Origin of the sequence: Bradyrhizobium sp. (assembly GCF_017881085.1) — a bacterium.
Taxonomy (GTDB): domain Bacteria; phylum Pseudomonadota; class Alphaproteobacteria; order Rhizobiales; family Xanthobacteraceae; genus Bradyrhizobium.
On the sequence record NZ_JADGRI010000001.1, the window covers coordinates 21,992 to 43,889 of the forward strand.

Consider the following 21,898-nt stretch of genomic DNA (forward strand, 5'->3'; position numbering starts at 1 on the left):
CTAATCCCCTAATTAACTTCGCCGAACGTACCCCTCGTTCTGTCGTGGAGAGTGAATTGAGTCGGGGGCGAATTTGAGACGGAATTTAGGACGCGCGGCGACACAACTTTTTTTCCGCGCCGGCAAACGCAGTACAGCCCCAGCGTGAAATGCAGAAGAAATCATCATCGCAGTTGTCGAAAGACGCGCTTCCCGTTCGTCTTCTGATCAGTCATTCGAACGCAGGAGACGTGCGATGAATATGCAGGGCGGCAACGCCGGCGGTAATGCCATGCCGACAATGGCGGAGCAGCCGGCAGTTTCAAGGTCGGCGCGCTGGCTGGGCCGCGGTCTCAGCGGTCTCGTCATCCTGTTTCTGCTGTTCGACGGCGCCATCAAGCTGGTGCCATGGCCGGTTGTCACGGAAACGATGGACCGGATCGGCTATGGTTCGAGCGAAACGCTGGCGCGGACCCTGGGCGTCATCACGGTCGCCTGCACGGTCCTCTACGCCATCCCGCCGACGTCGATCCTGGGCGCGATCCTGTTGACCGGATATCTCGGCGGCGCGATAGCCTCGCATCTGCGGATCGGCAACCCGCTGTTCACCCACATCCTGTTCGGGTTCTATCTCGGGCTGATGGTGTGGGGCGGCCTGTGGTTGCGCGACCGGAAATTGCGGGCGTTGATGCCCTGGCGGCACTGATTGAAATATCTTCGCGGCCTTGTCGGATCGCGTCGGCGCCGTTCGTCCTCGGGATAATTATTGAAATGCCATAGCGGAGCCAGCCATGTTCGAGATTATTGCCGTCATCGCGGTCATACTGGCAGTCGCCATTGCGGTCATATTGATCCTCGCCGCCACCAAGCCGGATACTTTCAGCGTGCAGCGCGCCACAAACGTGAGGGCGCCGCCGGAAAAAATATTTCCTCTGATCAACGACTTCCATCGGTGGGGAAGCTGGTCGCCTTACGAACACAAGGACCCCGCGATGAAGCGCACTTACAGCGGGGCTGCGAGCGGCAAAGGTGCGGTCTACGCGTGGGACGGCAACAAGAATGTCGGCTCCGGGCGCATGGAAATTCTCGACGCGTCGGCGCCGGCGAAGATTGTGATCAAGCTCGACTTCTTCACGCCGTTCGAGGGCCACAACACCGCGGAATTCACAATGCTGCCGCAGGGCGATGGCACCAGCCTGACGTGGCTGATGCACGGCCCGGCGCCGTTCATGGCGAAGATCATGCATGTGTTCATGAACATCGACCGCATGGTCGGCAAGGATTTTGAGATCGGTCTCGCCAACTTGAAACGGCTTACCGAGAAATAACCGAACCTTCGAAGCACAGTCCCAGAGGAGCAAGCGATGCAGGTCAATCCCTATCTGTTCTACGACGGCAATTGCGAAGCGGCGTTCAAGTTCTACGAAAAGGTGCTGGGCGCCAGGATCGAGGTGATGCTGAGAAATGAGGAGGCGCCCGAGTCGATGCCGACGCCGCCGGACCGGAAGAAGAAAATCATGCACGGCCGGATTTCGATTGACGGTGAAGTGCTGATGGCGTCCGATGCGCCTCCTGAGCATTTCCACAAGCCGCAGGGATTTTCGGTTTCGCTGACGGTGGGGGATCCCGCCGATGCCGAGCGCAAGTTCAAGGCGCTGTCGGAAGGCGGCAACGTCAACATGCCCTTTGGCAAGACCTTCTTCTCCAAGGGATTCGGAATGTGCCTCGATCAGTTCGGCATTCCCTGGATGGTGAACTGCCCGCTGGAGGATTAGTCAGCGGCATCGTGGATAGATCGCTGCGAGTTCGCGCCCGCGCAGCAACAACAGGCGCGAACTCAATCCGCCGCGGCGGGCGATCCAGCCGCGCACCGCCTCGGGATAGGCTTGCAGCACCGCTGCGGATGCTTCCGGCTCGGCATACATCCGGCCCCGCTGGTCGACCGAACGGGCGGCGTGAAACCCGAGGATCGCGCGGCGAGTGACACAGATGCGGTCGCGCGGCACCACGTCCAGCACCAGCGTGCAGGCCGACAGGCACGGCCCGTCGATCACGACGCGCTCGCCCATCTCGCGCACGCGCTCGAACAGATTGAGGAACGGGCCGACTTCGCCGCCGGTACTGGCGAGGATGCGGATCTCGGCGTTTGCAAAACGCGGCACGACCGCGCACAGCATGCTTGCGAGAAAGATGGCTTTCAAGGCCGCCTTTGCCATGAGCGTACTCCTGCTTGCGGTGAGCTGATGAATTAATCACCGGCAGTTCGTGCGGCAAGGTTCCGTCATTCGTCCGCGCCGGAGACCCCGGCCTCGGCGAAGGTGGCCATCCCGGCATGGCAGGCGAGCGCCGCGCGCAGCAGGAGGATGGCAACGCCGGCGCCGGAGGCTTCGCCGAGCCGCATGTCGAGATCGAGCAGCGGGTCGAGGCCTAGTTCAGCCAGCAAGGCGCGGTGAGCGGATTCCGCGGAGACATGTCCCGCGCGGCAGTGATCGAGCATGCCTGCGCGGAGACGTGCCAGCGGAACGACCGCCGCGGTCGCCACAAAACCGTCGAGCAGCACGGGGATTTGATGGCGCCGCGCCGCCAGGACCGCACCGGCGATGGCGGCCAGTTCGCGCCCGCCCAAAGCTGTCGCGACGCCGAGCGGATCGCTTGATATCGCGCGATGGAAGTCGAGCGCCGTTTCGACCGCCGCGCGCTTGCGCGCCAATCCGGCATCGTCGACGCCGGTGCCGCGGCCGGCCCAGCGCGCCGCGCCGCCCCCTAGCAACGCCGCGCACAGCATCGCCGCTGTCGTGGTGTTGGCGATGCCCATCTCGCCGACCACAAGCAGGTCGGCATCTTCCGGCACGGTCCGATAGCCGACATCGACGGCGCGCAGGAATTCATCGGCATCCATCGCGGGCGCGACGGTGAAGTCGCGCGTCGGGCGGTCGAGTTCGATCGGCACCACCTTCAGCTCGGCGCCGGCAAGTCTGGCGATCTGGTTGATGGCCGCGCCGCCGGCCGCAAAATTCGCGACCATCTGTTCGGTGACCGCTTGCGGGTAAGCCGAAACGCCGCGCGCGGCCACGCCATGATTGCCGGCAAAGACAGCTATCGTGACACGATCGAGCCGTGGAATTTCGCAGGCCTGCCAGCGCGCCAGCCAGATCGCCAGTTCTTCGAGGCGGCCAAGGCTTCCCGGCGGCTTTGTCAGCATTTGCTGCCGCCGCGCAGCGGCGTCAGCCGAATGCGCGTCGCCGGTGGGCAGGTCGCGACAGAAGCCGCTTATATCGTCTAGACTATCGAACTGCATGCGGTCCCTTTGTCGAGCGAACTGATTCTCACGGATTCTCTATCATGAATGAATGGCTCGACGATCTCAGAACCGCGGTCGCCTTTCTGACGCGCCTGCCGATGCCGCATCCGCAAGGTGCGAGTCCCGAAAATTTCGTCCGCGCGCACCGGCTGTTTCCGGTCGTGGGAGCGGCCATCGGCTCCGCCGTGGGCCTGTTCTGTCTTGCTCTGCGCGCCATCGGTCTGCCCGATCTCGCCGCGGCGGCGCTGGCGCTGGGCGCGGGCGCGCTACTGACCGGCGCGCTGCACGAGGACGGCCTTGCCGATGTCGCCGACGGTTTCGGCGGCGGCCGCGATCCCGCGGCGAAGCTCGAGATCATGCGCGACAGCCGGCTCGGCACCTATGGCGCGCTGATGCTGCTGGTGATTTTTGTCGCGAAGGTTTCGGCGCTCGCGACGCTTCCGGATGCATTCGTAGTGCAATGCCTGATCGCCGCGCATGCGCTGGCGCGTGGCGTGTTGCCTTTCATGTCCATGAGCCTGTCTTACGCGCGCAAGGATGGATTGGCTGCCAATGCGGGCCGGCCGGATTCGACCACCGCGGCAACCGCGGGCGCGCTCGCGCTGATCATGGCCTGGCTGGTGCTGCCGTGGCGCGAGGCGTTTTGTGCGGCGCTGGCGGCTGCGGCGTGCGCGGCGGGCATCGCGTGGTTAGCGCAGCGGCAGATCGGCGGCCAGACCGGCGATGTGCTCGGCGGAGCCGAGCAGCTCGGCGAGACCACCATCCTGCTGCTGCTCGCAGCAACGCTGGCCTAGCCCCGGATGAGCGCCGAGACAAATCTCTGGCTGATCCGGCACGCGCCGGTTGATGGCCCCCGCGGCGTCATCCATGGTCCGGACGCACCGGCCGATGTCGGCGATGCTGCAGGCTTCGTGGCGCTGAAGGCGCGACTGCCGCAAAATGCGTTTGCGGTTTGCAGCCCGGCGCGGCGGACGTTTGAAACCGCGCTTACGCTCGGTCTCGATCCGGTCAAGCAGGTCCTGTTTCGCGAGCAGGATTTTGGCGGCTGGACCGGGCGACGGCATGACGACCTCGTCGCCGAACTCGGCGATGCCTACCTGGATTTCTGGAAATCACCGGCCAGCAACGCGCCGCCGGGTGGGGAAAGCTTTGTCGGTCAGATCGGCCGTACGGTTAACGGCCTCGCATCCTTGCCAGCGGGAGATGTCGTCCTCGTTGTGCATTCCGGCACGATCCGCGCGGTGCTCGCCATCGCGCTCGATCTCGCGCCCGACACCGCGCTGCGCTTTGTGGTCGATCCCTTGTCGCTGACGCGGATCGACCGCCTGGAAGATGGCTGGCGGGTCGTTGCGGTGAACCGGCGGGGGTAGGGTTACCCGTTCCGGCGCTGGCCGCGCAATGTCGGCAGGCCGATGCCTGCGGCATCGAAGCCGCCGTCCACGGCCAGGATCTGCCCGGTGATGTAGCTGGCGCGGTCGCTGCACAGGAAGAACACGGCTTCCGCCAGCTCTTCTTCGAGGCCGTAACGGTTGAGCGGAATGGCATCGTGATAGTCGGCGCGGATTTCCGGGGTGTGCACGGCTTTCGCCATCGCGGTCTCGACCGGGCCGGGTGCCACGCCGTTGACACGGATGCCGAGCGAGGCCAGTTCGACCGCGAGCTGCTTGGTCAGATGCGCGAGCCCGGCCTTGCTGGTGCCGTAGGCCGAACGCAGCGTGGAGGCTCGCACCGCTGATATCGAGGTGATGTTCACGATCGCGCCGCCGCCTTGTTCGCGCATCAGCGGCACCGCCGCCTTGGTGCAGAGGAACGGACCGGTCAGGTTGACTTCCAGTACCCGGCGCCAGTCTTCGTTGGACGTCTCGAGCAGCGGTGCGAACACCGCGATCCCCGCATTGTTGACGAGCGCATCGAGCCGGCCGAAGCGCCGCTCGATTTCGGAAAACGCGCCTGCGACCGCGCCGGCGTCGGAGACGTCGCAGTGCAGCCCCAGCGTCTGGCCGGCCGCATTCAGCGCTTCCGCGCTCTTCCACAGCAACTCGCCCTGGATGTCGAGCAGCGCCACCCGCCAGCCCTCGGCAAGAAATTTTCTGGCGACGGCGAGCCCGATGCCGCGCGCGGCGCCGGTCACCAGCGCGACTTTTTGAGGGGCAGGGGTCATGCGTCGATCCATCGTTCAGCCGGTCCTCGGTCTGCGTCGTCCCTAGCACGAAAGCGAAGTGTCTGCTTTGCTATCTGGACCGTATCGGCAAGGCAAAGGGGTCGAATTTCATGAGGGTCAGCGACATCAGGGACGCCTCGCCCGAGCCATGGCGGCCGGGGGTGGAAACGCGCATGCTGGTCTCGGCGCGTAATGGCGCGACGCAACTGTGCGTCTTCGAACAATGGGTCGCGCCGGGAACCGGCGCGCCGACGCATTCGCACCCCGTCGAGGAGGTGCTGACCGTGCGCGATGGTGAGGCCGAGGTGTGCGTCCGTCCTATGCGCGTGTGTTGCAAGAGGCGGAGCCTATTTCGCCATGTTCGCGAGATAGCTGCGAACCGGCCTGCAATGGCCTCGGAAATAATTCCGCAAGTCCTGTCGGTGCCGCAAAACCCTGTTCGTCTTGTTGTTGAGCGCTGGTTCGCAACCGGCCTGCTACAGCTAGATCGAAACGGAGCGTGACCATGCGATTCATGATGTTGATGATCCCGAAAGGCTACGAGACGGCAATCCCCGGCACCATGCCGCCCGCCGAGGCGGTGGCCGCGATGATGAAATACAACGAGGCGCTGAAGGAGGCCGGCGTCCTGATCACGCTCGACGGGCTGCATCCGCCGTCGATGGGGGCGCGGGTTTCCTTCGCCAGCGGCAAGCCTGTGGTCACCGACGGCCCCTTCGCCGAATCCAAGGAGGTGCTCGGCGGCTACTGGATGATCGATGTGAAGTCTCGCGAGGAGGCGATCGCCTGGGCCAAGCGCTGCCCGGCGTCCAATAACGAGATCATCGAGATCCGTCAGGTGCAGGAATTCGAGGATTTCTCCCCCGAGGTGCAGCAGGCCGCGGCTGGATTTGCCGAGATGCAGGCCGGAACCCGGGGTTAACAGACGTTAAGCCCCCTCTGCCCCTAGTGACCTTTGCTGGCCGCTCATGTAAAAGTCTTTCACATGAGCTGGCGCAAGGAACAACGCCGCGCCGAGCGCGGCTATCACCACGGAAACCTGAAAGAGGCGCTGCTGCAGGCAGCCCTCGGGCTGATTGCGGAGAAGGGCGCGGCCGGCTTCACCTTTGCCGATGCCGCGCGGATGGCCGGCGTCAGCCCCGCGGCGCCATACCGGCATTTCCGCGACCGCGACGAGCTCCTGTCCAGTATCGCCCAGCGCGGCTTCGAACAGTTCGAGGCGGCCCTCACCCAAGCCTGGGATGACGGGCGCCCCGACACCGTCACGGCGTTCGAGCGGGTCGGAAAAGCCTACCTCGCGTTCGCCCGCAACGAGCCGGCGTTCTATTCGGCGATGTTCGAATCAGGGCTTCCCGTCGACCTGAACCCCGCCTTGCAGGCGGCCAGCGAGCGCGCTTTCGGCATCATCAGGGCGGCTGCGGAGCGGCTCGCCGCGCTTGCGCCGCCGGGCACGCCGCGCCCGCCGGCGATGATGATGGCGCTGCACATCTGGTCGATGTCGCACGGCGTGGCGTCGCTGTTCGCGCGCGGCGATGCGGCGCGCCGCAAGCTGCCGATGTCGGCGGAGGATCTCCTCGAAGCGGAAGTGCTGATCTATCTGCGCGGTCTCGGCTTCCCCACCGAGCGCCGGCCGCCTCCCCAAAATGGAGCCGCCGAACCAAAACCGGCCGGCCCGCCGCCGGTACCTCCGTCCGGCCCTCCATCAGGCCCTTGGGGCACCCCAAAATAAATTAGCGGGTGCCGCTAGCGCCCGGCTTGACAAAAACCCGGGATGGTTTAGGTATGTAAATGTTATTTACATTCACAACGGCGTGAAGCCGTCATGGAGAGGGAAATGGCCTACACCGCAGATGTCAATCGTTGGCGCGGTCCCGCTGAAGAGCCCTACGAGCGACCGCATATGCTGCAATCTCCCTGGCACCCCGGCTGGATCGCCGTGACCGTGCTCGGTTTCATCATCTGGTGGCCGATCGGCCTTGCCCTTCTCTTTTTCACACTCGGGAGCAGAAAAATGGGTTGCTGGAGTCATCAAGACCGCTGGTCGAACAAGATGGAGCGGATGCAGTACAAGATGGAGCGGATGCGCAACCGGATGGAGAGCCGCGGCTTCCCCTTCGGCCCACCCACGAGCGGCAACCGCGCCTTCGACGAATACCGCATGGAAACCCTGCGGCGCCTGGAGGAAGAGCAGACCGAATTCAAGGAATTCCTGGATCGCCTGCGCCACGCCAAGGACAAGGAAGAGTTCGACCAGTTCATGGCGCAGCACAGACCGCGTCCGACGCCACCCCAGGACGGTCAGCCCCAGGCTTGAGTTTCGAGAGCTGAAAGCCTCAGGCTGAGTGCCCCCATAACGCCTGACGGCGACACGACCGCCCGTTTGCGAAAGCAGACGGGCGGTTTTTTTGCGTTCGGAGGCTAATTCGGGAACAATTCGGCCATCCCGGTGCCTGCATTTCAGGCCGCCAAAATCCCCTTTGGTAACGAGGTATTAACCATGATTAGCGTCTGGTTAGAGGCGAAAGGACGCGCGGACAGCCCTCGTTTTGACATGTTGGCAGGGGAAGCAGGCCCCGGCTTTGGACGGGCCTCTCATGTGACAGAGAACAGGGCTCTCGCGCTGGCATTTACGCCGCGCCCGCCGCGCGGCTGTCGAACCGGCAGCCATTTGCTCCCGGAGATTTTGGGACAATTGCGTTGAGAGGATACCGCTAATGAATCCGGCCGACGTGGCTCAATCAGCGTTGCCGATCGCATCCGCCGACGTATCGCTGATCGCCCTGTTCCTCCAGGCTCACTGGATCGTGAAAGGCGTCATGCTCGGGCTGCTCGCCTGTTCGGTCTGGGTCTGGGCGATCGCGATCGACAAGATGTTCCTGTATTCGCGCACCAAGCGCGCCATGGACCGCTTCGAACAGGCGTTCTGGTCGGGCGAATCGATCGAGGAACTCTACCGCGCGCTCTCGGCCAAGCCGACGCAATCGATGGCCGCCTGCTTCGTCGCCGCGATGCGCGAATGGAAACGCTCGTTCGAGAGCCAGGCGCGGTCCTTCGCCGGGCTGCAGATGCGGATCGAGAAGGTCATGAACGTCTCCATCGCCCGGGAGGTGGAGCGGCTGGAACGCCGGCTCCTGGTGCTGGCGACGGTCGGATCGGCCGGCCCCTTTGTCGGCCTGTTCGGCACGGTCTGGGGCATCATGTCGAGCTTTCAATCGATCGCCGCTTCCAAGAATACCTCGCTGGCGGTGGTGGCCCCCGGTATCGCGGAGGCGCTATTTGCCACAGCCATCGGCCTTATCGCCGCAATTCCGGCGACTATTTTCTACAATAAGTTCACCTCCGAGGTGAACCGGCAGGCCCAGCGGCTGGAGGGGTTCGCCGACGAATTTTCAGCGATCCTGTCGCGTCAGATCGACGAGCGGGCGTAATCGGCGGTATAATGTGAAGCCCATCATGAGCACCCGATCATGGCGATGAACATGGCAGGTTCGTCCGGCGGCGGCCGCCGCGGCCGGCGTCGCCCGGTGATGGCGGAAATCAACGTCACGCCGATGGTGGACGTAATGCTGGTGTTGCTGATCATCTTTATGGTGTCGGCGCCGCTGTTGACGGTCGGCGTGCCGCTCGATCTGCCGCAGACCCAGGCCAAGAGCCTCGATCAGGACAAGAACCCGCTGACGCTGTCGGTCAATCTGAAAGGCCAGGTCTTCCTCAACGAAACCGAGATCGGGCTCGATGATCTGGTGCCCAAGCTGAAGGCGATCACGGATGCCCGCGGCGGACTCGATGAGCGAATTTTTGTCCGGGGCGACAAAAAAGTCGACTACGGTACCGTGATGAAGGTGATGGGACGGCTGTCGCAAGCCGGCTTCAGGCGCGTGGCGCTGGTGACGGAAGTGGATCAGGGGTAGCTTCGAAGGTGAAGGTCGACAGGACACTCATTGCGTCGGTCGCACTCCATGTCCTCGTGATCGGATGGGGGGTGGTTTCCTTTTCGGCGCGCTCGCTCGAAGCGCCGCCGCCGGAGTCGATGCCGGTCGATATCATTTCAGCCGATCAGCTCTCCAAGATCACCGCCGGCATCAAGACCGGTGAAAAAGACAAACCGAAACCCATGGTCGAAAAGGTCGCCGATGCCACGCCGGCCGAGGACGCCGTCGGCAAGATCACCGAAAAGAAGGAAATCGTGACGGCGTCGGCGCCGGAGCCGCCGCCTAAGCCGGTGGAAAAGCCGGTCGAGAAAAAGCCTGAGCCGCCGAAGCCGGTTGCCGAGAACAAGCCGAAAGACGAACCGAAGCCGGTCGAGAAGAAGCCCGACCCGCCCAAGGTCGATCCGATCGCGGAAGCCCTGAAGTCGGAAGAGGCCAAGAAGCCGGTGCCGAAACACGAGGCCAAGGCGACACCGCCGCAGCCACCGAAGCCGAAGCAGGAGCGCACCTTCGATCAGTCGAAGATCGCGGCCCTGCTCGACAAGCGCGATCCGACCCGGCAGGCCATCACCGGGGCGACGCTGAACTCCTCGGCCTCGCTCGGGACCACGCGCGGCACCGCGGCCACCCTGTCGCAGTCCGAATTGGACGCCATGCGCGCGCGGCTCGCGAGCCTGTGGAATGTCCAGCCCGGTGTCGAACATCCCGAAGAACTCTATGTCACCGTGCGGATCCGTCTGAACCCGGATCGCCGCCTCGCAGCACCGCCGCAGGTGGTTTCGACCGGAAGCTCGCCGCGCTACCAAGCCGCGGCGGATGCCGCCGTACGCGCTGTCCTGCAAGGCCAGCCCTACACCATGCTGCGGGACGAGACCTTCGACCAGTGGAAATACATGGACATCGATTTTGATCCCAAACAGATGTTCCACAGCGGATAATTTGATTTTTGGAAATGAGCCAGCAATGCCCGTGACGTCGTTTTCGCTTCCTCCGCTGCCGCTTTCCCGCCGTCACGTCCTGATCGGCGGCGCCGGCGCGGCTGCAGGTATGCTCTTGCCCTCGCTCGCCGGCGCGCAGACCAAATTGCAGATCACCGAAGGCAATGTCGCGCCACTTCCGATCGCAATTCCGGATTTTGTCGCCGGCTCGCCCGCGGACGGCGAAGTCGGCGTCGGCGTGTCCCAGGTCATCACCAACAATTTGAAGCGCAGCGGGCTGTTCGCGCCGATCGATCAGGCGGCCTTCATCGAGAAGATCGTCAACATCGACGCCGCGCCGCAATTCCAGAACTGGAAGACCATCAACGCCCAGGCGCTCGTCACCGGCCGTATGACGAAACAGGGCGACGGGCGTCTGAAGGCCGAATTTCGCCTCTGGGACGTCGCCTCCGGCCAGCAGCTCGCGGGCCAGCAATATTTCACCTCGCCCGAATACTGGCGCCGGATCGCGCACATCATCTCCGACCAGATCTACGAGCGCCTGACCGGAGAGAAGGGCTATTTCGACAGCCGCGTGGTGTTCGTCGACGAAAGCGGCCCCGCGGAACGGCGCATCAAGCGGCTGGCGCTGATGGACCAGGACGGCGCCAATGTGCGCTATTTGACGCGCGGCAGCGATCTCGTGCTGACGCCACGCTTCTCGCCGTCAACCCAGGAAATCACCTATATGGAGTTCGGCCAGGGCGACCCGAAGGTCTATCTGCGCAATATCGAGACCGGACAGACCGAGATCGTCGGCAATTTTCCCGGCATGTCGTTCTCGCCGCGCTTCTCGCCGGACGGCCAGCGCGTGATCATGAGCCTACAGCAGGGCGGCAATTCGAACCTGTTCGTGATGGATCTGCGCTCGAAGTCGACCACGCGTCTCACCGATACGCCGGCGATCGATACCTCGCCGTCCTATTCGCCCGACGGCAGCCGCATCTGCTTCGAGTCCGACCGCGGCGGCAAGCCGCAGATCTACGTGATGCCGGCGGCCGGCGGACCCGCGCAACGCATCTCCTTCAGCAAGGATGACACCAACGGCAGCTATTCGACCCCGGTCTGGTCGCCGCGCGGCGACTATATCGCTTTCACCAAGCAGGGTGGCGGTCAGTTTTCCATCGGTATCATGAAGCCCGATGGCTCGGGCGAGCGGATCCTCACGTCCGGGTTTCACAACGAGGGGCCGACCTTCGCGCCGAACGGCCGGGTGGTCATGTTCTTCCGCGATCCCGGCGGCAGTGGCGGCCCTTCGCTGTTCACCGTGGACATCTCGGGACGCAACGAACTGAAGGTGCCGACCCCCGGCTTCGCGTCCGACCCGGCGTGGTCGCCGCTGCTTTCGTGACATCGGCCGATCGACAGGCGCTTCCCGTCGATCCCGGCCTGCGTGGCCTATAACGTCGACGCTGCGGTTTCGATTTCAATGTGTCGAACCGACGCGCAATCCCACAGCAACCCGCTGAAATAGCCGTATGTCACGTGCGCGATTTGCGGATAGGGATCCCGCGTCATCAACAGCCGGTGAAGCTCCGCAAGCCGGAAGCAGGGCACGCCGGGGAATAGATGGTGTTCGATATGATAGTTCAGTCCCCAAGGGGCGATCAGCCAGCGCTCCCAGAACGGAGCCACGACGGTACGGCTTTCGTTGAGCACGTTCTCGTGCTCTACGGCATAGTGCTCGGCGACGCTGCGGATATATCGAATGGCCAGGAAGACCGTCATAAGAGGGACGATCCAGTAAAGCAGGATGAACTTCCAGAAGCCCAGCACGATCGATGAAACCAAGAGCGCTGCAAAGAAGAACAATCGCGCACGGGCCACAGCAACCGCAATGTCGCGGGTATCCTTGTTCTTGTGAAATCCCGTCACGGCGGTAACGGTCTTCAGACCCAATAGATACTGCAAGGTGCGCATCAGCACGCTGGTCCGCGGCGCCGGAAATTCGTATTCCTTCAGTCCCAGGTTTCGTTGCCAGTCGGGATCGTTCTCGCTGTTCAACTCGCGGTGATGTGCGAAATGACTGTTTCGATAGCCGGCCATCGATGTCGATGTCGGCAGTGCAAGAATTTCTCCGACGAAGTCGTTGAGCTGTCGGTTGGCGTAGCCGCGATAATGGGCGGCGTCGTGCATCAGTGCCCCGAGTCCATTGATTCGCGAGCCAATGACGATGACGGCGAGCGCATATGTCAAAGGGTTCCACCAAGTCTCGCTCATCCAGACAGCGGCCGCAACCAGGCCGAATTCAAGCACGGCCGCTGCGGTGAATTTTACGCTGTCGATTTCCGAGAAATTGCGGATTTCCTCCTTGGAGAGGAGACGCGGAATGTTCTGCAGACAGGAATCACCCAGTTTCGCCGAGCGAGCTACAACCGTATCGGTCATCCGGTACTCCTGAACCCAATTTTTCGGCCAGAAAGTACCTTTTATTGATCGCTTTACCAAGAAGGTTAACCCGAAATTAAGCTCAAATCTTAAGGCGTGGTTAAGATTTTCCGTCGGGCCCGCGCCCTGCGCCGGCCCTTTCCGATGTCGTTCGGCGACCCGAAGGCAACCCCGACGCTATCTGTTCATCGTCGACGCTCGGGGGCACCCTTGGGGGTGCAATGAATGGCGCTGCGACGAACTGGTTCCACCTTCAACACGCGGCAACGCCGAGGTCGGCAAGCCTTGCCTAGGCTGCTGATTTATCGAGCGGATCGTTACGTTGTCGCGGGAAAAACAATGCCTCGGTAACGATGTTCCCTCAGAAAGACTTCACCTGCGATAGGTAAGACTACCTACCGAACAGGACCCGCGCACTCCCAATGCAGCTTGCAAATCCGACCGGAGACCTCGATCAGCAGATGCCGCCGTCGGTTTACGCGGCGATGGTGGATTCTCTGTTCATGAATCCCGCGCCGATGATCTTTGGCACCTTCGGCCCCGCCATCGCTTGCGCCGTGATCGCAAGCGTCACCGGCGATTTCCTGGGCTGGCTATGTGTACCGCTCTTCGTGATAGTGGGACTGGCGCGCGCGCTCCAGATGTACCGCTACAAGCAGCGGAATTCTCCGTTGACCGCGGCCGAAGCGGTACTTTGGGAAAAGCGATACCAGCGCGGTGCAGTCGCTTACGGAATCGCGCTCGGTATTTGGTCTCTCGCCGTTTTGCTGCGGACCGACGATGCCGCCGCCCACATGCTCTGCGCCACGACGGTGGTTGCATGCACCTCGGGAGGCGTCGGCCGTGCATTTGGCCGGCCTCGAATTTTTCATTTGCAGGTCCTGCTGGCCTGCGGGCCCCTGATCGCCGCGCTGATGTTTATCGGCGGAGCCTATCACATCGCGCTTGCTCTCCTGAGCTTCGTTTTCTTCATCGCAATCCAGCGTCTCACCTCCAGCCTCCAGCGCATCTACCTGAACGCATGGGTCGCCAGAGAACGCGAGGCGGCTCTGGCCGGTCAGTTCGACACGGCTCTGAACAACATGCCGCACGGCCTTTGCATGTTCGCGGCCGACGGGCGGCTTGCGGTCATGAATCATCGATTCAGCGAGATGATGGACCTTGCCGACGATGTCGTGAGCGGCGGCGCAGACGCATCCGACGTCATCGCAGCCTGCATCAGCGCCGGCTCGATCTCGGCGTCGAGCGGCAAAATGATCCTCGCGGAAATAGAGCATACCCAGACCCGCGATATGATCACGACCGATCCCGATGCGACCCGCGGCCGGTCACTGTCATGGACATTCCAGCCGATGAACGGCGGCGGCGCCGTCGTGCTTCTGGAAGACATCACCGAACGGCGTAACGCCGAAGCCAGGATTACCCATCTGGCCCGTTACGACGAACTGACCACGCTTCCCAACCGGGTCAATTTCCGGGACGAGATCGAGCGCCTGCTGGCGGTGCCGCATGACGCCGAGCAATTGTCGGCGCTGTTGTTCATCGACCTCGATCAGTTCAAGCAGGTCAACGATACTCTGGGGCATCCCTGCGGCGACCAGCTGTTGTGCGCTGTCGCCGACCGACTGCGCAACATGCTGCGCCCGGAGGATTTTGTGGCGCGGTTCGGCGGCGACGAATTCGTCGTGTTTCAGCAAAACATCAGATCGAACGAAGACGCCGCCCACCTGGCGCGACGAATCGTCGACCACCTGAGCGAACGGTATCAGATCGACAATCATCTGGTTGAAATCGGCGCCAGCGTCGGCATCGCGATGACGTCGCCGCACATCAGCGCCGATACGCTGTTGAAGAACGCGGACATGGCGCTGTATCGCGCCAAGGCGGACGGCCGCGGCACCTACTGTTTCTTCCGCGACGAGATGGCGCAGACCGTCGAGGCGCGCCGCATCCTGGAACTGGATCTGCGCAAGGCGCTCGCCAACGAGGAATTCGAGCTATTCTATCAGCCGCTGGTCAATCTCAAGTCCGGGCGGATCGCGACCTGCGAGGCGTTGCTGCGGTGGAATCATCCGGTGCGCGGCACGGTTTCCCCGGTCGACATCATTCCGGTCGCCGAAGACATGGGCCTGATCGTCGATCTCGGCCGCTGGATCCTGCGCAGGGCCTGCATGGAATGCATGAAATGGCCGGAAGGCGTCAGCGTTGCGGTGAATTTCTCGCCGCAGCAGTTCCATCAGCGCGACGTGCTGAGTGAGGTGCGCTACGCGCTCGAGGTCTCCGGGCTGCCGGCGCACCGTCTCGAAATCGAAATCACCGAATCCTCGCTGTTGCGCAATACCCAGCTGACCCACGACGTATTGTCGCAACTGCGGACCCTCGGGGTGCGGATTTCGCTGGACGATTTCGGCACCGGCTATTCGAGCCTGAGCTATCTGCATAATTTCCCGCTGCAAAAGGTGAAGATCGACCGCTCCTTCCTCGAAGGCATCGACACCGATCGCCCGCTGACGCTGTTGCGCGGCGTGGCGCGGCTGTCAGCCGATCTCGGAATGTCGGTCGTGGTCGAAGGCATCGAGACCAACGAACAGCTGGAACTGATCAGCGCTGACGGCACGGTGACCGAGGCGCAGGGCTATCTGTTCAGCCGGCCGGTGCCGGCGGTGCGGGTCCGCCAGTTGCTGAACGCTTCGCATGGCCGCCGCTCGCCCGACGAGCAAGTGCTCGTGCTTCCCGCCCGATCGATCGCCTAAGGATTCTGGCGGCTCCCCAAAGGGTAACTTCCTTCCTGGTTGGTCTGGTGGCGCGATGCCTGGAACTCCCAGGGGAGTTAACCCTAACAGAGCGATGCGTTTGCATTTCGTTAAGAAGCTGTTAATCTTTTATTATTCGCGTGTAAGTTGCTGGGAAGTCGTATGGAGTATCAGATGAGGTCCGCGGCCCGACCCTCTCTTGCGGCCCGTGTTCAAAATCCGGACCTGCTGGATCAAGTCGATTACCGTCTCGCGGAGACGCCGGCCGAAAAGGAAGAGATCTACAACCTTCGCTATCGGGCCTATCTTCGCGAGGGCGCAGTCCGGCCCTCCGCCGACCAGCGCGTGGTCGATCAATTTGAAGACGCCCCCAACGCCTGGACCTTCGGCGTTTACTTTCATGGCGAGCTTTACAGCTCAATTCGCGTCAGCGTGCTGACGTCGGAGTGGCGGATGTCGCCGTCAGTTGAACTGTTTGGCGACGTGCTCCATCCCCAGCTCGACAAGGGGCTCATCTTCATTGATTCAACGCGCTTTGTCGCCGACCCCGATAAGGCGAGGAATTTCCCGGAACTTCCCTATGTGACGGTCAGGCTGGGTTCGATGGCCGGCGTCTATTTCAAAGCTGACTACGGACTGGCTATCGTTCGTCCCGAGCATCAGGCGTTCTATCGCAAGGTGTTTCTGCAGGAAACCTGGTGTGAGCCGCGATTGTACCCGGGTCTCGTGAAGCCGGTCGGACTGATGGCGGCGCATTTGCCGACGGTGCGTGAAAAAGTGCTGGCCCGCTATCCGTTCCTGCGCTCAAGCGCATTCGAACGGCGGATGTTGTTCCAGCGCGCCAATGAACGCCGTTCATCTTCGCCGGCTGTGGTGGTCTCCCCGTTCGACCATGCCTCGATCGTTCCGCAGCAGTCCTGACGATTCGGCCGGGTTCCCCCAGGGACCTATCGAAGTTGCCCATTTTGCGGACAGATGCGCAGATCGGCTTAGGATCAGCCTCAAAATAGGCGGTCCGGTCTCCGCATCGGCTTGCCTTCACCCTCGCGCCACATTTACAACCCATTAACCATCGCGGTTGCTTTTGGCCGTTCGTCGGCATTTGATCGGGTCTGGCAACGTCCCATCAAGGTTGACGGAACGTTCGCTTAACCATCGCCCTGTAGACCGGATGACAGTCTAGAACGTGAGCGTGGAGGCTCCGGAATGAAACATCAGATGCGTATCCTCCAGGGATTGAAGCTGGCCGCGGTGCTCGCGGTGGCTCTGTCGATGGGCGCCTGCGCCAACAAGAACCTCGGCGCCGATGGCGCGATGGCAAGTGCGGCGACCCCGGGCAGCCAGCAGGATTTCGTGGTCAATGTTGGCGACCGCGTGTTCTTCGAGAGCGACCAGACCGATTTGTCGCCGCAGGCGATCGCGACGCTGGAGAAGCAGGCGCAATGGCTGCAGACCTACAGCCGCTACGCCTTTACCATCGAGGGTCATGCCGACGAGCGCGGCACCCGTGAATACAACATCGCGCTGGGCGCGCGGCGTGCGCAGTCGGTGCGGACCTTCCTCGCCTCGCGCGGCATCGATCCCTCGCGGATGCGGACGATCTCCTACGGCAAGGAGCGTCCGGTCGCGGTCTGTAACGACATCTCCTGCTGGTCGCAGAATCGCCGCGCCGTCACGGTGCTGAACGCCAGTTCCTAACAGCGCGGTGGTCTTTCGCAAAATCTGCCGCCGGCGCCCTCGGGCGCCGGTTTTGCTTTGCTCGGTCTTGCCTCGCGAGCGCGTTTGTTTCAGTCACATTTTTGGCGTACTCGGTCTCTCAAGGTGTTCCGCTTTCGATGTCACGCCGCTTTCGTCGTCAGGCCAAAATGTCATCCAGGTTTCATAGAACTGCACGCGCCGTGGCGTTCGCCGCGACGCTGACGCTTGCGTCACAGGCTTTTGCTCAATCCGACGTCGATCCCGAAATGCGCATTGAGCAACTTGAGAATCAGTTGCGGCAACTCACCGGCCAGAACGAGGAACTGCAATACCGCAACCGGCAGCTCGAAGAGCGCCTGAAGGCGCTTCAGGGCGGCGCGCAAGCCACTCCGGGGGGACCGCCCGCCATCGCCCAGCCCGGCATCGCACAGTCTGGTGCTCCCCAGCCCGGTGTCGCCCAGCCCAGCGTCGCTGCGGCGCCGCCGGTGCAGCTCGCTCCGCCCGGTCGGCAGCCGGCCTATGAGCAGCAGCAGATTGCCGCGCCGGCGCCGATCGTGCAGGAACCTGCCGAGGTGCCGCAGGCCGGCCGGCGGCGCGGCGACGCCTTCGATCCCAGTCAGAATCCCAACGCCCCGGGCGCCCCGCGGGCGCTCGGCGGCGGTCAGCTCCCGATGCCGGCCGAAGGTGCGGTCGGCGCTCCCGGCGGACGTGGCCCCGGCGAGCCGCTTGATCTGGCCAATACCGGCGGTGCGCCGTCCCAGGCGCCGCGCGCGCCCGGCGCGGGCCCCACACTGACCACCCTGCCGCCTTCGGCCACCCCGAAGGACGAGTTCGATCTTGGCATCGGCTATATGCAGCGCAAGGACTATGCGCTGGCCGAAGAGACCATGCGCAACTTCGCGGTGAAATATCCGAGCGATCCGCTGATCGCCGATTCGCAATACTGGCTGGGCGAGAGCTTTTTCCAGCGCCAGAAATATCGCGACGCCGCGGAAGCCTTCCTCGGGGTGACCACCAAATTCGACAAATCGGCGAAAGCCCCGGACGCACTGCTGCGGCTCGGCCAATCGCTGGCGGCCCTTAAAGAGAAAGAGGCCGCCTGCGCCGCCCTGGGTGAGGTGATGCGAAAATATCCACGCGCCTCGGGCGGCGTCAAAGCGGCGGTCGATCGCGAGCAAAAGCGGATCAAGTGCTGACGCTGCGGTGATCGGGGCCGCGTGGCGCATGGCGTTGTGATCGGATCGCCGCTCGCGCATAATAGCGCCCCGACACCAGCCGGCAGCGCCATGCCCAGCGACGAGCAATCCCCGATCTCCGCGAGCGAGGCAAAACGCCTGTTCGCGGACTGGAAGGCGGCGCCCGCGATCGTGCTCGCGGTGTCCGGCGGCCCCGATTCCATCGCGCTGATGTGGCTTGCGGCGCGCTGGCGCCGCGCTTTGGCGCGCGGGCCGCAGCTGATCGCGGTCACCGTCGATCATGGCCTGCGCCCGGAGGCGGCGCGCGAGGCGCGCGAGGTCAAGCGTCTGGCGCAGAGCCTCGATCTGCCGCATCGCACGCTGCGCTGGACCGGCACCAAACCGCAAACCGGATTGCCGGCCGCGGCGCGCGAGGCGCGATACCGTCTGCTGACGCAAGCGGCGCGGCAGAGCCATGCGACCCATATCCTCACCGCGCATACCCGGGACGACCAGGCCGAGACACTGTTGATGCGCTTGTTGCGTGGCAGTGGCATCGCCGGTCTGGCGGCGATGGCGCGCGAGTCCGAGCGCGACGGCCTGCGTCTGGCGCGCCCGTTGCTGGATGTTTCGAAGGCGCAGCTGATCGCGACGCTCAAAAAGGCCGGCATCGACTTCGCCGACGATCCGACCAACCGCGACCTGAGCTTCACCCGTCCCCGTCTTCGTGCGGTCATGCCGGCGCTCGCTGCTGAGGGGGGGGGCCCGCGCAGCCTGGCGCGGCTGGCCTCCAGGCTTGCGCGGGCCAATGCCGCGGTGGAGGTGCTGGCCGAGGGCGCCGAGCGCTATCTCGCGCTGAGGGATCGCCAGGTCGAAACCGACGCCGGGGGCAAGACCTTCGATGTGGCGGCGTTTGCCGCCATGCCGGAGGAAATCCGCCTGCGGCTCTTGCTGCGCGCGATCAATCGGTTCGGCCATGAGAGGCCGGCCGAGCTTGGCAAGGTCGAAGCCTTGCTCGCGGCGCTGGACCGGACCGCCGCCGAAAGCACCAGGAGGAGCCGGCCGAAATCGGACCAACCCAGGCTGAAACAGACCCTCGCGGGCGCGCTGGTCAGCCTGGCCGGTGGCCGAATCCGCATTGAGCCGGCGCCGCCCCGCCGCCACCGGGCGGAGTGATGAGGGACCGAATTACCGGCTTCATCGGGCGGATTCGCTCGGGGACTCTTAACCACCCCCGAAAACCCCAGGAATCAGCGCCATTATTTGAACGGGAATCTCGCTAGGATGGGCTAAATAGTCCCATGTGGTTCCCTTGGCATGGACCGGGGCGGCACCTAGATTGTATTCAGTCCCCGAGGGATTCCCTCGCACTGCCCAAGGAACTACCCAAGGACATAAGGCCGCGATCCGCGCGACCACGAAGGAAGACCGATGAACGCCAATCTGCGCAACTTCGCCCTCTGGGTTATTATCGTTTTGCTGTTGTTGGCTCTCTTCACGCTCTTCCAGAACCCTGGTCAACGCACGTCCTCGCAGGACATCTCGTTCTCGCAGCTCCTGACCGAGGTCGATCAGGGCCACGTTCGCGACGTCGTCATCCAGGGGCCGGACATCCACGGCACCTTCACCAACGGCTCGAGCTTCCAGACCTATTCGCCGAATGACCCGACCCTGGTTTCTCGCCTGTATAACGGCAAGGTTCAGATCACCGCGAAGCCGCCGGGCGACAACGTGCCGTGGTTCGTGTCGCTGCTGGTCTCCTGGTTGCCCTTTATCGCGCTGATCGGCGTCTGGATCTTCCTGTCGCGGCAAATGCAGGGCGGCGCCGGCAAGGCGATGGGTTTCGGCAAGTCGCGCGCCAAGATGCTCACGGAGGCCCATGGCCGCGTGACGTTCGAGGACGTCGCCGGCGTTGACGAGGCCAAGCAGGACCTGCAGGAGATCGTCGAATTCCTGCGCGACCCCGGCAAGTATCAGCGGTTGGGCGGACGGATTCCGCGCGGCGTGCTCTTGGTCGGCCCTCCCGGCACCGGCAAGACGCTGATCGCGCGTGCGGTGGCCGGCGAAGCCAACGTTCCCTTCTTCACCATCTCGGGTTCGGACTTCGTCGAGATGTTCGTCGGCGTCGGCGCCAGCCGCGTCCGCGACATGTTCGAACAGGCCAAGAAGAACGCGCCCTGCATCATCTTCATCGACGAAATCGACGCGGTCGGCCGCCATCGCGGCGCCGGACTCGGCGGCGGCAATGACGAGCGCGAGCAGACGCTGAACCAGTTGCTGGTCGAGATGGACGGCTTCGAGGCCAATGAGGGGGTGATCCTGATCGCCGCCACCAACCGGCCCGACGTGCTCGATCCGGCGCTGCTGCGCCCGGGCCGTTTCGACCGTCAGGTGGTGGTGCCGAACCCGGATGTCGTCGGCCGCGAACAGATCCTCAAGGTTCACGTCCGCAAGGTGCCGCTGGCGCCGGATATCAACCTCAAGACCATCGCCCGCGGCACGCCCGGCTTCTCCGGCGCCGACCTGATGAACCTCGTCAACGAGGCGGCGCTTACCGCCGCGCGCCGCAACAAGCGCATGGTGACCCAGTCCGAGTTCGAGGAAGCCAAAGACAAGGTCATGATGGGCGCCGAGCGCAAGTCGCTGGTGATGACCGAAGAAGAGAAGATGCTGACCGCCTATCACGAAGGCGGCCACGCCATCGTCGGCCTCAACGTGATCGCGACCGATCCGATCCACAAGGCGACCATCATTCCGCGCGGCCGTGCGCTCGGCATGGTGATGCAGCTGCCCGAGCGCGACAAGCTGTCGATGTCGCTCGAGCAGATGACGTCGCGCCTTGCCATCATGATGGGCGGCCGCGTCGCGGAAGAACTGGTGTTCGGCCGCGAGAAGGTCACCTCGGGGGCCTCGTCCGACATCGAGCAGGCCACGCGTCTGGCCCGAATGATGGTGACGCGCTGGGGGCTCTCCGAGGCGCTCGGCACCGTGTCCTATGGCGAAAACCAGGACGAGGTCTTCCTCGGCATGTCGGTGTCCCGTACGCAGAATGCCTCGGAAGCCACGGTTCAGAAGATCGACACCGAGATTCGGCGTTTCGTGGAAGAGGGCTACAACCAGGCAACCAAGATCCTGACCGAGAAGCGCGCCGATCTCGAAGCTCTGGCCAAAGGCCTGCTCGAATACGAGACGCTGAGCGGCGACGAGATTCAGGATCTGCTCAAGGGCAAGAAGCCGAACCGCGAGTCGGTGCTGGAGCCGACCACGCCGCGTGCCTCGGCGGTGCCGCCGGCCGGCAAGCCGCGCCCGCGTCCCGATCCTGATCCCGGGCTGGAGCCGCAGCCGCAGGCGTGATGCGCCAGCCGTTTCCGAATTGAAAACGCGGCGGCAACGCCGCGTTTTTTATGTGCCGAGCGTTTTTGCTTCTAATCCATAATGATTATGATTGGCGTCCATCCGTCCGCCATGGCATGTTTTGGAGAGAGCGCGGGCCGAACCGCGCCTGCCACGGCCGCCATCCGAGCGTGCCGACAAGAA

23 protein-coding genes are annotated in these 21,898 nt (G+C 63.5%); 19 read left to right on the forward strand and 4 right to left on the reverse strand.

The genetic code is table 11. The features are described 5' to 3' along the window. Positions 1 to 271 precede the first annotated feature (271 nt). The 3 genes from QZ213_RS00120 to QZ213_RS00130 all read left to right on the forward strand — a co-directional run bounded on the left by QZ213_RS00120 (position 272) and on the right by QZ213_RS00130 (position 1,754). Complete coding sequence (locus QZ213_RS00120; RefSeq protein WP_291684039.1) at positions 272 to 685, forward strand: DoxX family protein; 414 nt, start codon at positions 272 to 274, stop codon at positions 683 to 685. An 85-nt stretch (positions 686 to 770) separates the two neighbouring features. Next, positions 771 to 1,307, forward strand: coding sequence for an SRPBCC family protein (locus QZ213_RS00125; RefSeq protein ID WP_291684003.1), 537 nt, complete (start codon positions 771 to 773; stop codon positions 1,305 to 1,307). Between the two features lie 36 nt (positions 1,308 to 1,343). Further along, positions 1,344 to 1,754 carry a VOC family protein gene (locus QZ213_RS00130; RefSeq protein ID WP_291684004.1) on the forward strand — a complete coding sequence of 137 codons (411 nt, stop codon included), beginning with the start codon at positions 1,344 to 1,346 and terminating at the stop codon, positions 1,752 to 1,754. Here the strand turns inward: QZ213_RS00130 and QZ213_RS00135 are convergent, their stop codons facing one another. Next, positions 1,755 to 2,156, reverse strand: coding sequence for a hypothetical protein (locus tag QZ213_RS00135; RefSeq protein ID WP_291684040.1), 402 nt, complete (start codon positions 2,154 to 2,156; stop codon positions 1,755 to 1,757). Between the two features lie 104 nt (positions 2,157 to 2,260). After that, entirely contained in the window at positions 2,261 to 3,277 is a 1,017-nt protein-coding gene (gene cobT, locus QZ213_RS00140) for a nicotinate-nucleotide--dimethylbenzimidazole phosphoribosyltransferase (protein ID WP_291684005.1), read from the reverse strand. A 44-nt stretch (positions 3,278 to 3,321) separates the two neighbouring features. Here cobT and cobS point away from each other — a divergent pair, with 44 nt between their 5' ends. Together cobS and QZ213_RS00150 are read left to right on the forward strand one after the other, a co-directional pair. Next, positions 3,322 to 4,074: an adenosylcobinamide-GDP ribazoletransferase gene (gene cobS, locus QZ213_RS00145; RefSeq protein ID WP_291684006.1), complete on the forward strand. Its 753-nt coding sequence runs from the start codon at positions 3,322 to 3,324 to the stop codon at positions 4,072 to 4,074. A gap of 6 nt (positions 4,075 to 4,080) precedes the next feature. After that, entirely contained in the window at positions 4,081 to 4,650 is a 570-nt protein-coding gene (locus QZ213_RS00150; protein WP_291684007.1) for a histidine phosphatase family protein, read from the forward strand. 2 nt (positions 4,651 to 4,652) lie between these two features. On the opposite strand, the gene QZ213_RS00155 is transcribed toward QZ213_RS00150, so the two are convergent. Then, positions 4,653 to 5,441: an SDR family oxidoreductase gene (locus QZ213_RS00155; protein ID WP_291684008.1), complete on the reverse strand. Its 789-nt coding sequence runs from the start codon at positions 5,439 to 5,441 to the stop codon at positions 4,653 to 4,655. Positions 5,442 to 5,614: 173 nt separating this feature from the next. Between QZ213_RS00155 and QZ213_RS00160 the strand changes: the two genes are divergently transcribed. The 8 genes from QZ213_RS00160 to tolB all read left to right on the forward strand — a co-directional run bounded on the left by QZ213_RS00160 (position 5,615) and on the right by tolB (position 11,698). After that, positions 5,615 to 5,944 carry a cupin gene (locus QZ213_RS00160; RefSeq protein ID WP_291684009.1) on the forward strand — a complete coding sequence of 110 codons (330 nt, stop codon included), beginning with the start codon at positions 5,615 to 5,617 and terminating at the stop codon, positions 5,942 to 5,944. 2 nt (positions 5,945 to 5,946) lie between these two features. Then, entirely contained in the window at positions 5,947 to 6,363 is a 417-nt protein-coding gene (locus QZ213_RS00165) for a YciI family protein (RefSeq protein ID WP_291684010.1), read from the forward strand. 63 nt (positions 6,364 to 6,426) lie between these two features. After that, positions 6,427 to 7,170: a TetR/AcrR family transcriptional regulator gene (locus tag QZ213_RS00170; protein WP_291684011.1), complete on the forward strand. Its 744-nt coding sequence runs from the start codon at positions 6,427 to 6,429 to the stop codon at positions 7,168 to 7,170. Between the two features lie 105 nt (positions 7,171 to 7,275). Next, complete coding sequence (locus QZ213_RS00175; protein ID WP_291684012.1) at positions 7,276 to 7,755, forward strand: DUF2852 domain-containing protein; 480 nt, start codon at positions 7,276 to 7,278, stop codon at positions 7,753 to 7,755. A gap of 400 nt (positions 7,756 to 8,155) precedes the next feature. After that, a complete protein-coding gene (gene tolQ / locus QZ213_RS00180) occupies positions 8,156 to 8,869 on the forward strand; it encodes a protein TolQ (RefSeq protein ID WP_291684013.1) in 714 nt (237 codons plus the stop codon). A gap of 39 nt (positions 8,870 to 8,908) precedes the next feature. Beyond that, positions 8,909 to 9,352, forward strand: coding sequence for a protein TolR (tolR, locus tag QZ213_RS00185; RefSeq protein WP_291684014.1), 444 nt, complete (start codon positions 8,909 to 8,911; stop codon positions 9,350 to 9,352). 8 nt (positions 9,353 to 9,360) lie between these two features. Then, positions 9,361 to 10,308: a protein TolA gene (locus QZ213_RS00190; protein ID WP_291684015.1), complete on the forward strand. Its 948-nt coding sequence runs from the start codon at positions 9,361 to 9,363 to the stop codon at positions 10,306 to 10,308. A 25-nt stretch (positions 10,309 to 10,333) separates the two neighbouring features. Continuing rightward, on the forward strand, positions 10,334 to 11,698 hold the full coding sequence (gene tolB / locus QZ213_RS00195) for a Tol-Pal system beta propeller repeat protein TolB (protein WP_291684016.1): 1,365 nt from the start codon (positions 10,334 to 10,336) through the stop codon (positions 11,696 to 11,698). A 47-nt stretch (positions 11,699 to 11,745) separates the two neighbouring features. Here tolB and QZ213_RS00200 read toward each other — a convergent pair whose 3' ends face one another. Beyond that, positions 11,746 to 12,795, reverse strand: a complete 1,050-nt coding sequence (locus QZ213_RS00200) for a fatty acid desaturase family protein (RefSeq protein ID WP_291684017.1) — start codon at positions 12,793 to 12,795, stop codon at positions 11,746 to 11,748. 362 nt (positions 12,796 to 13,157) lie between these two features. On the opposite strand from QZ213_RS00200, the gene QZ213_RS00205 reads away from it, so the two are divergent. The 6 genes from QZ213_RS00205 to ftsH all read left to right on the forward strand — a co-directional run bounded on the left by QZ213_RS00205 (position 13,158) and on the right by ftsH (position 21,715). Beyond that, positions 13,158 to 15,488 (forward strand): EAL domain-containing protein, encoded by a 2,331-nt coding sequence (locus QZ213_RS00205; RefSeq protein ID WP_291684018.1) that lies wholly within the window; start codon positions 13,158 to 13,160, stop codon positions 15,486 to 15,488. 174 nt (positions 15,489 to 15,662) lie between these two features. Then, entirely contained in the window at positions 15,663 to 16,409 is a 747-nt protein-coding gene (locus tag QZ213_RS00210; RefSeq protein WP_291684019.1) for a hypothetical protein, read from the forward strand. A gap of 285 nt (positions 16,410 to 16,694) precedes the next feature. Then, the gene (pal, locus tag QZ213_RS00215) at positions 16,695 to 17,186 is read left to right on the forward strand and encodes a peptidoglycan-associated lipoprotein Pal (protein WP_291684020.1); all 492 of its coding nucleotides are present in this window, start codon (positions 16,695 to 16,697) and stop codon (positions 17,184 to 17,186) included. Positions 17,187 to 17,353: 167 nt separating this feature from the next. After that, on the forward strand, positions 17,354 to 18,382 hold the full coding sequence (gene ybgF / locus QZ213_RS00220; RefSeq protein ID WP_291684021.1) for a tol-pal system protein YbgF: 1,029 nt from the start codon (positions 17,354 to 17,356) through the stop codon (positions 18,380 to 18,382). Positions 18,383 to 18,472: 90 nt separating this feature from the next. Beyond that, positions 18,473 to 19,537, forward strand: a complete 1,065-nt coding sequence (gene tilS, locus QZ213_RS00225) for a tRNA lysidine(34) synthetase TilS (RefSeq protein WP_291684041.1) — start codon at positions 18,473 to 18,475, stop codon at positions 19,535 to 19,537. Positions 19,538 to 19,792: 255 nt separating this feature from the next. Continuing rightward, positions 19,793 to 21,715: an ATP-dependent zinc metalloprotease FtsH gene (gene ftsH, locus QZ213_RS00230; protein WP_291684022.1), complete on the forward strand. Its 1,923-nt coding sequence runs from the start codon at positions 19,793 to 19,795 to the stop codon at positions 21,713 to 21,715. Positions 21,716 to 21,898 lie beyond the last annotated feature (183 nt).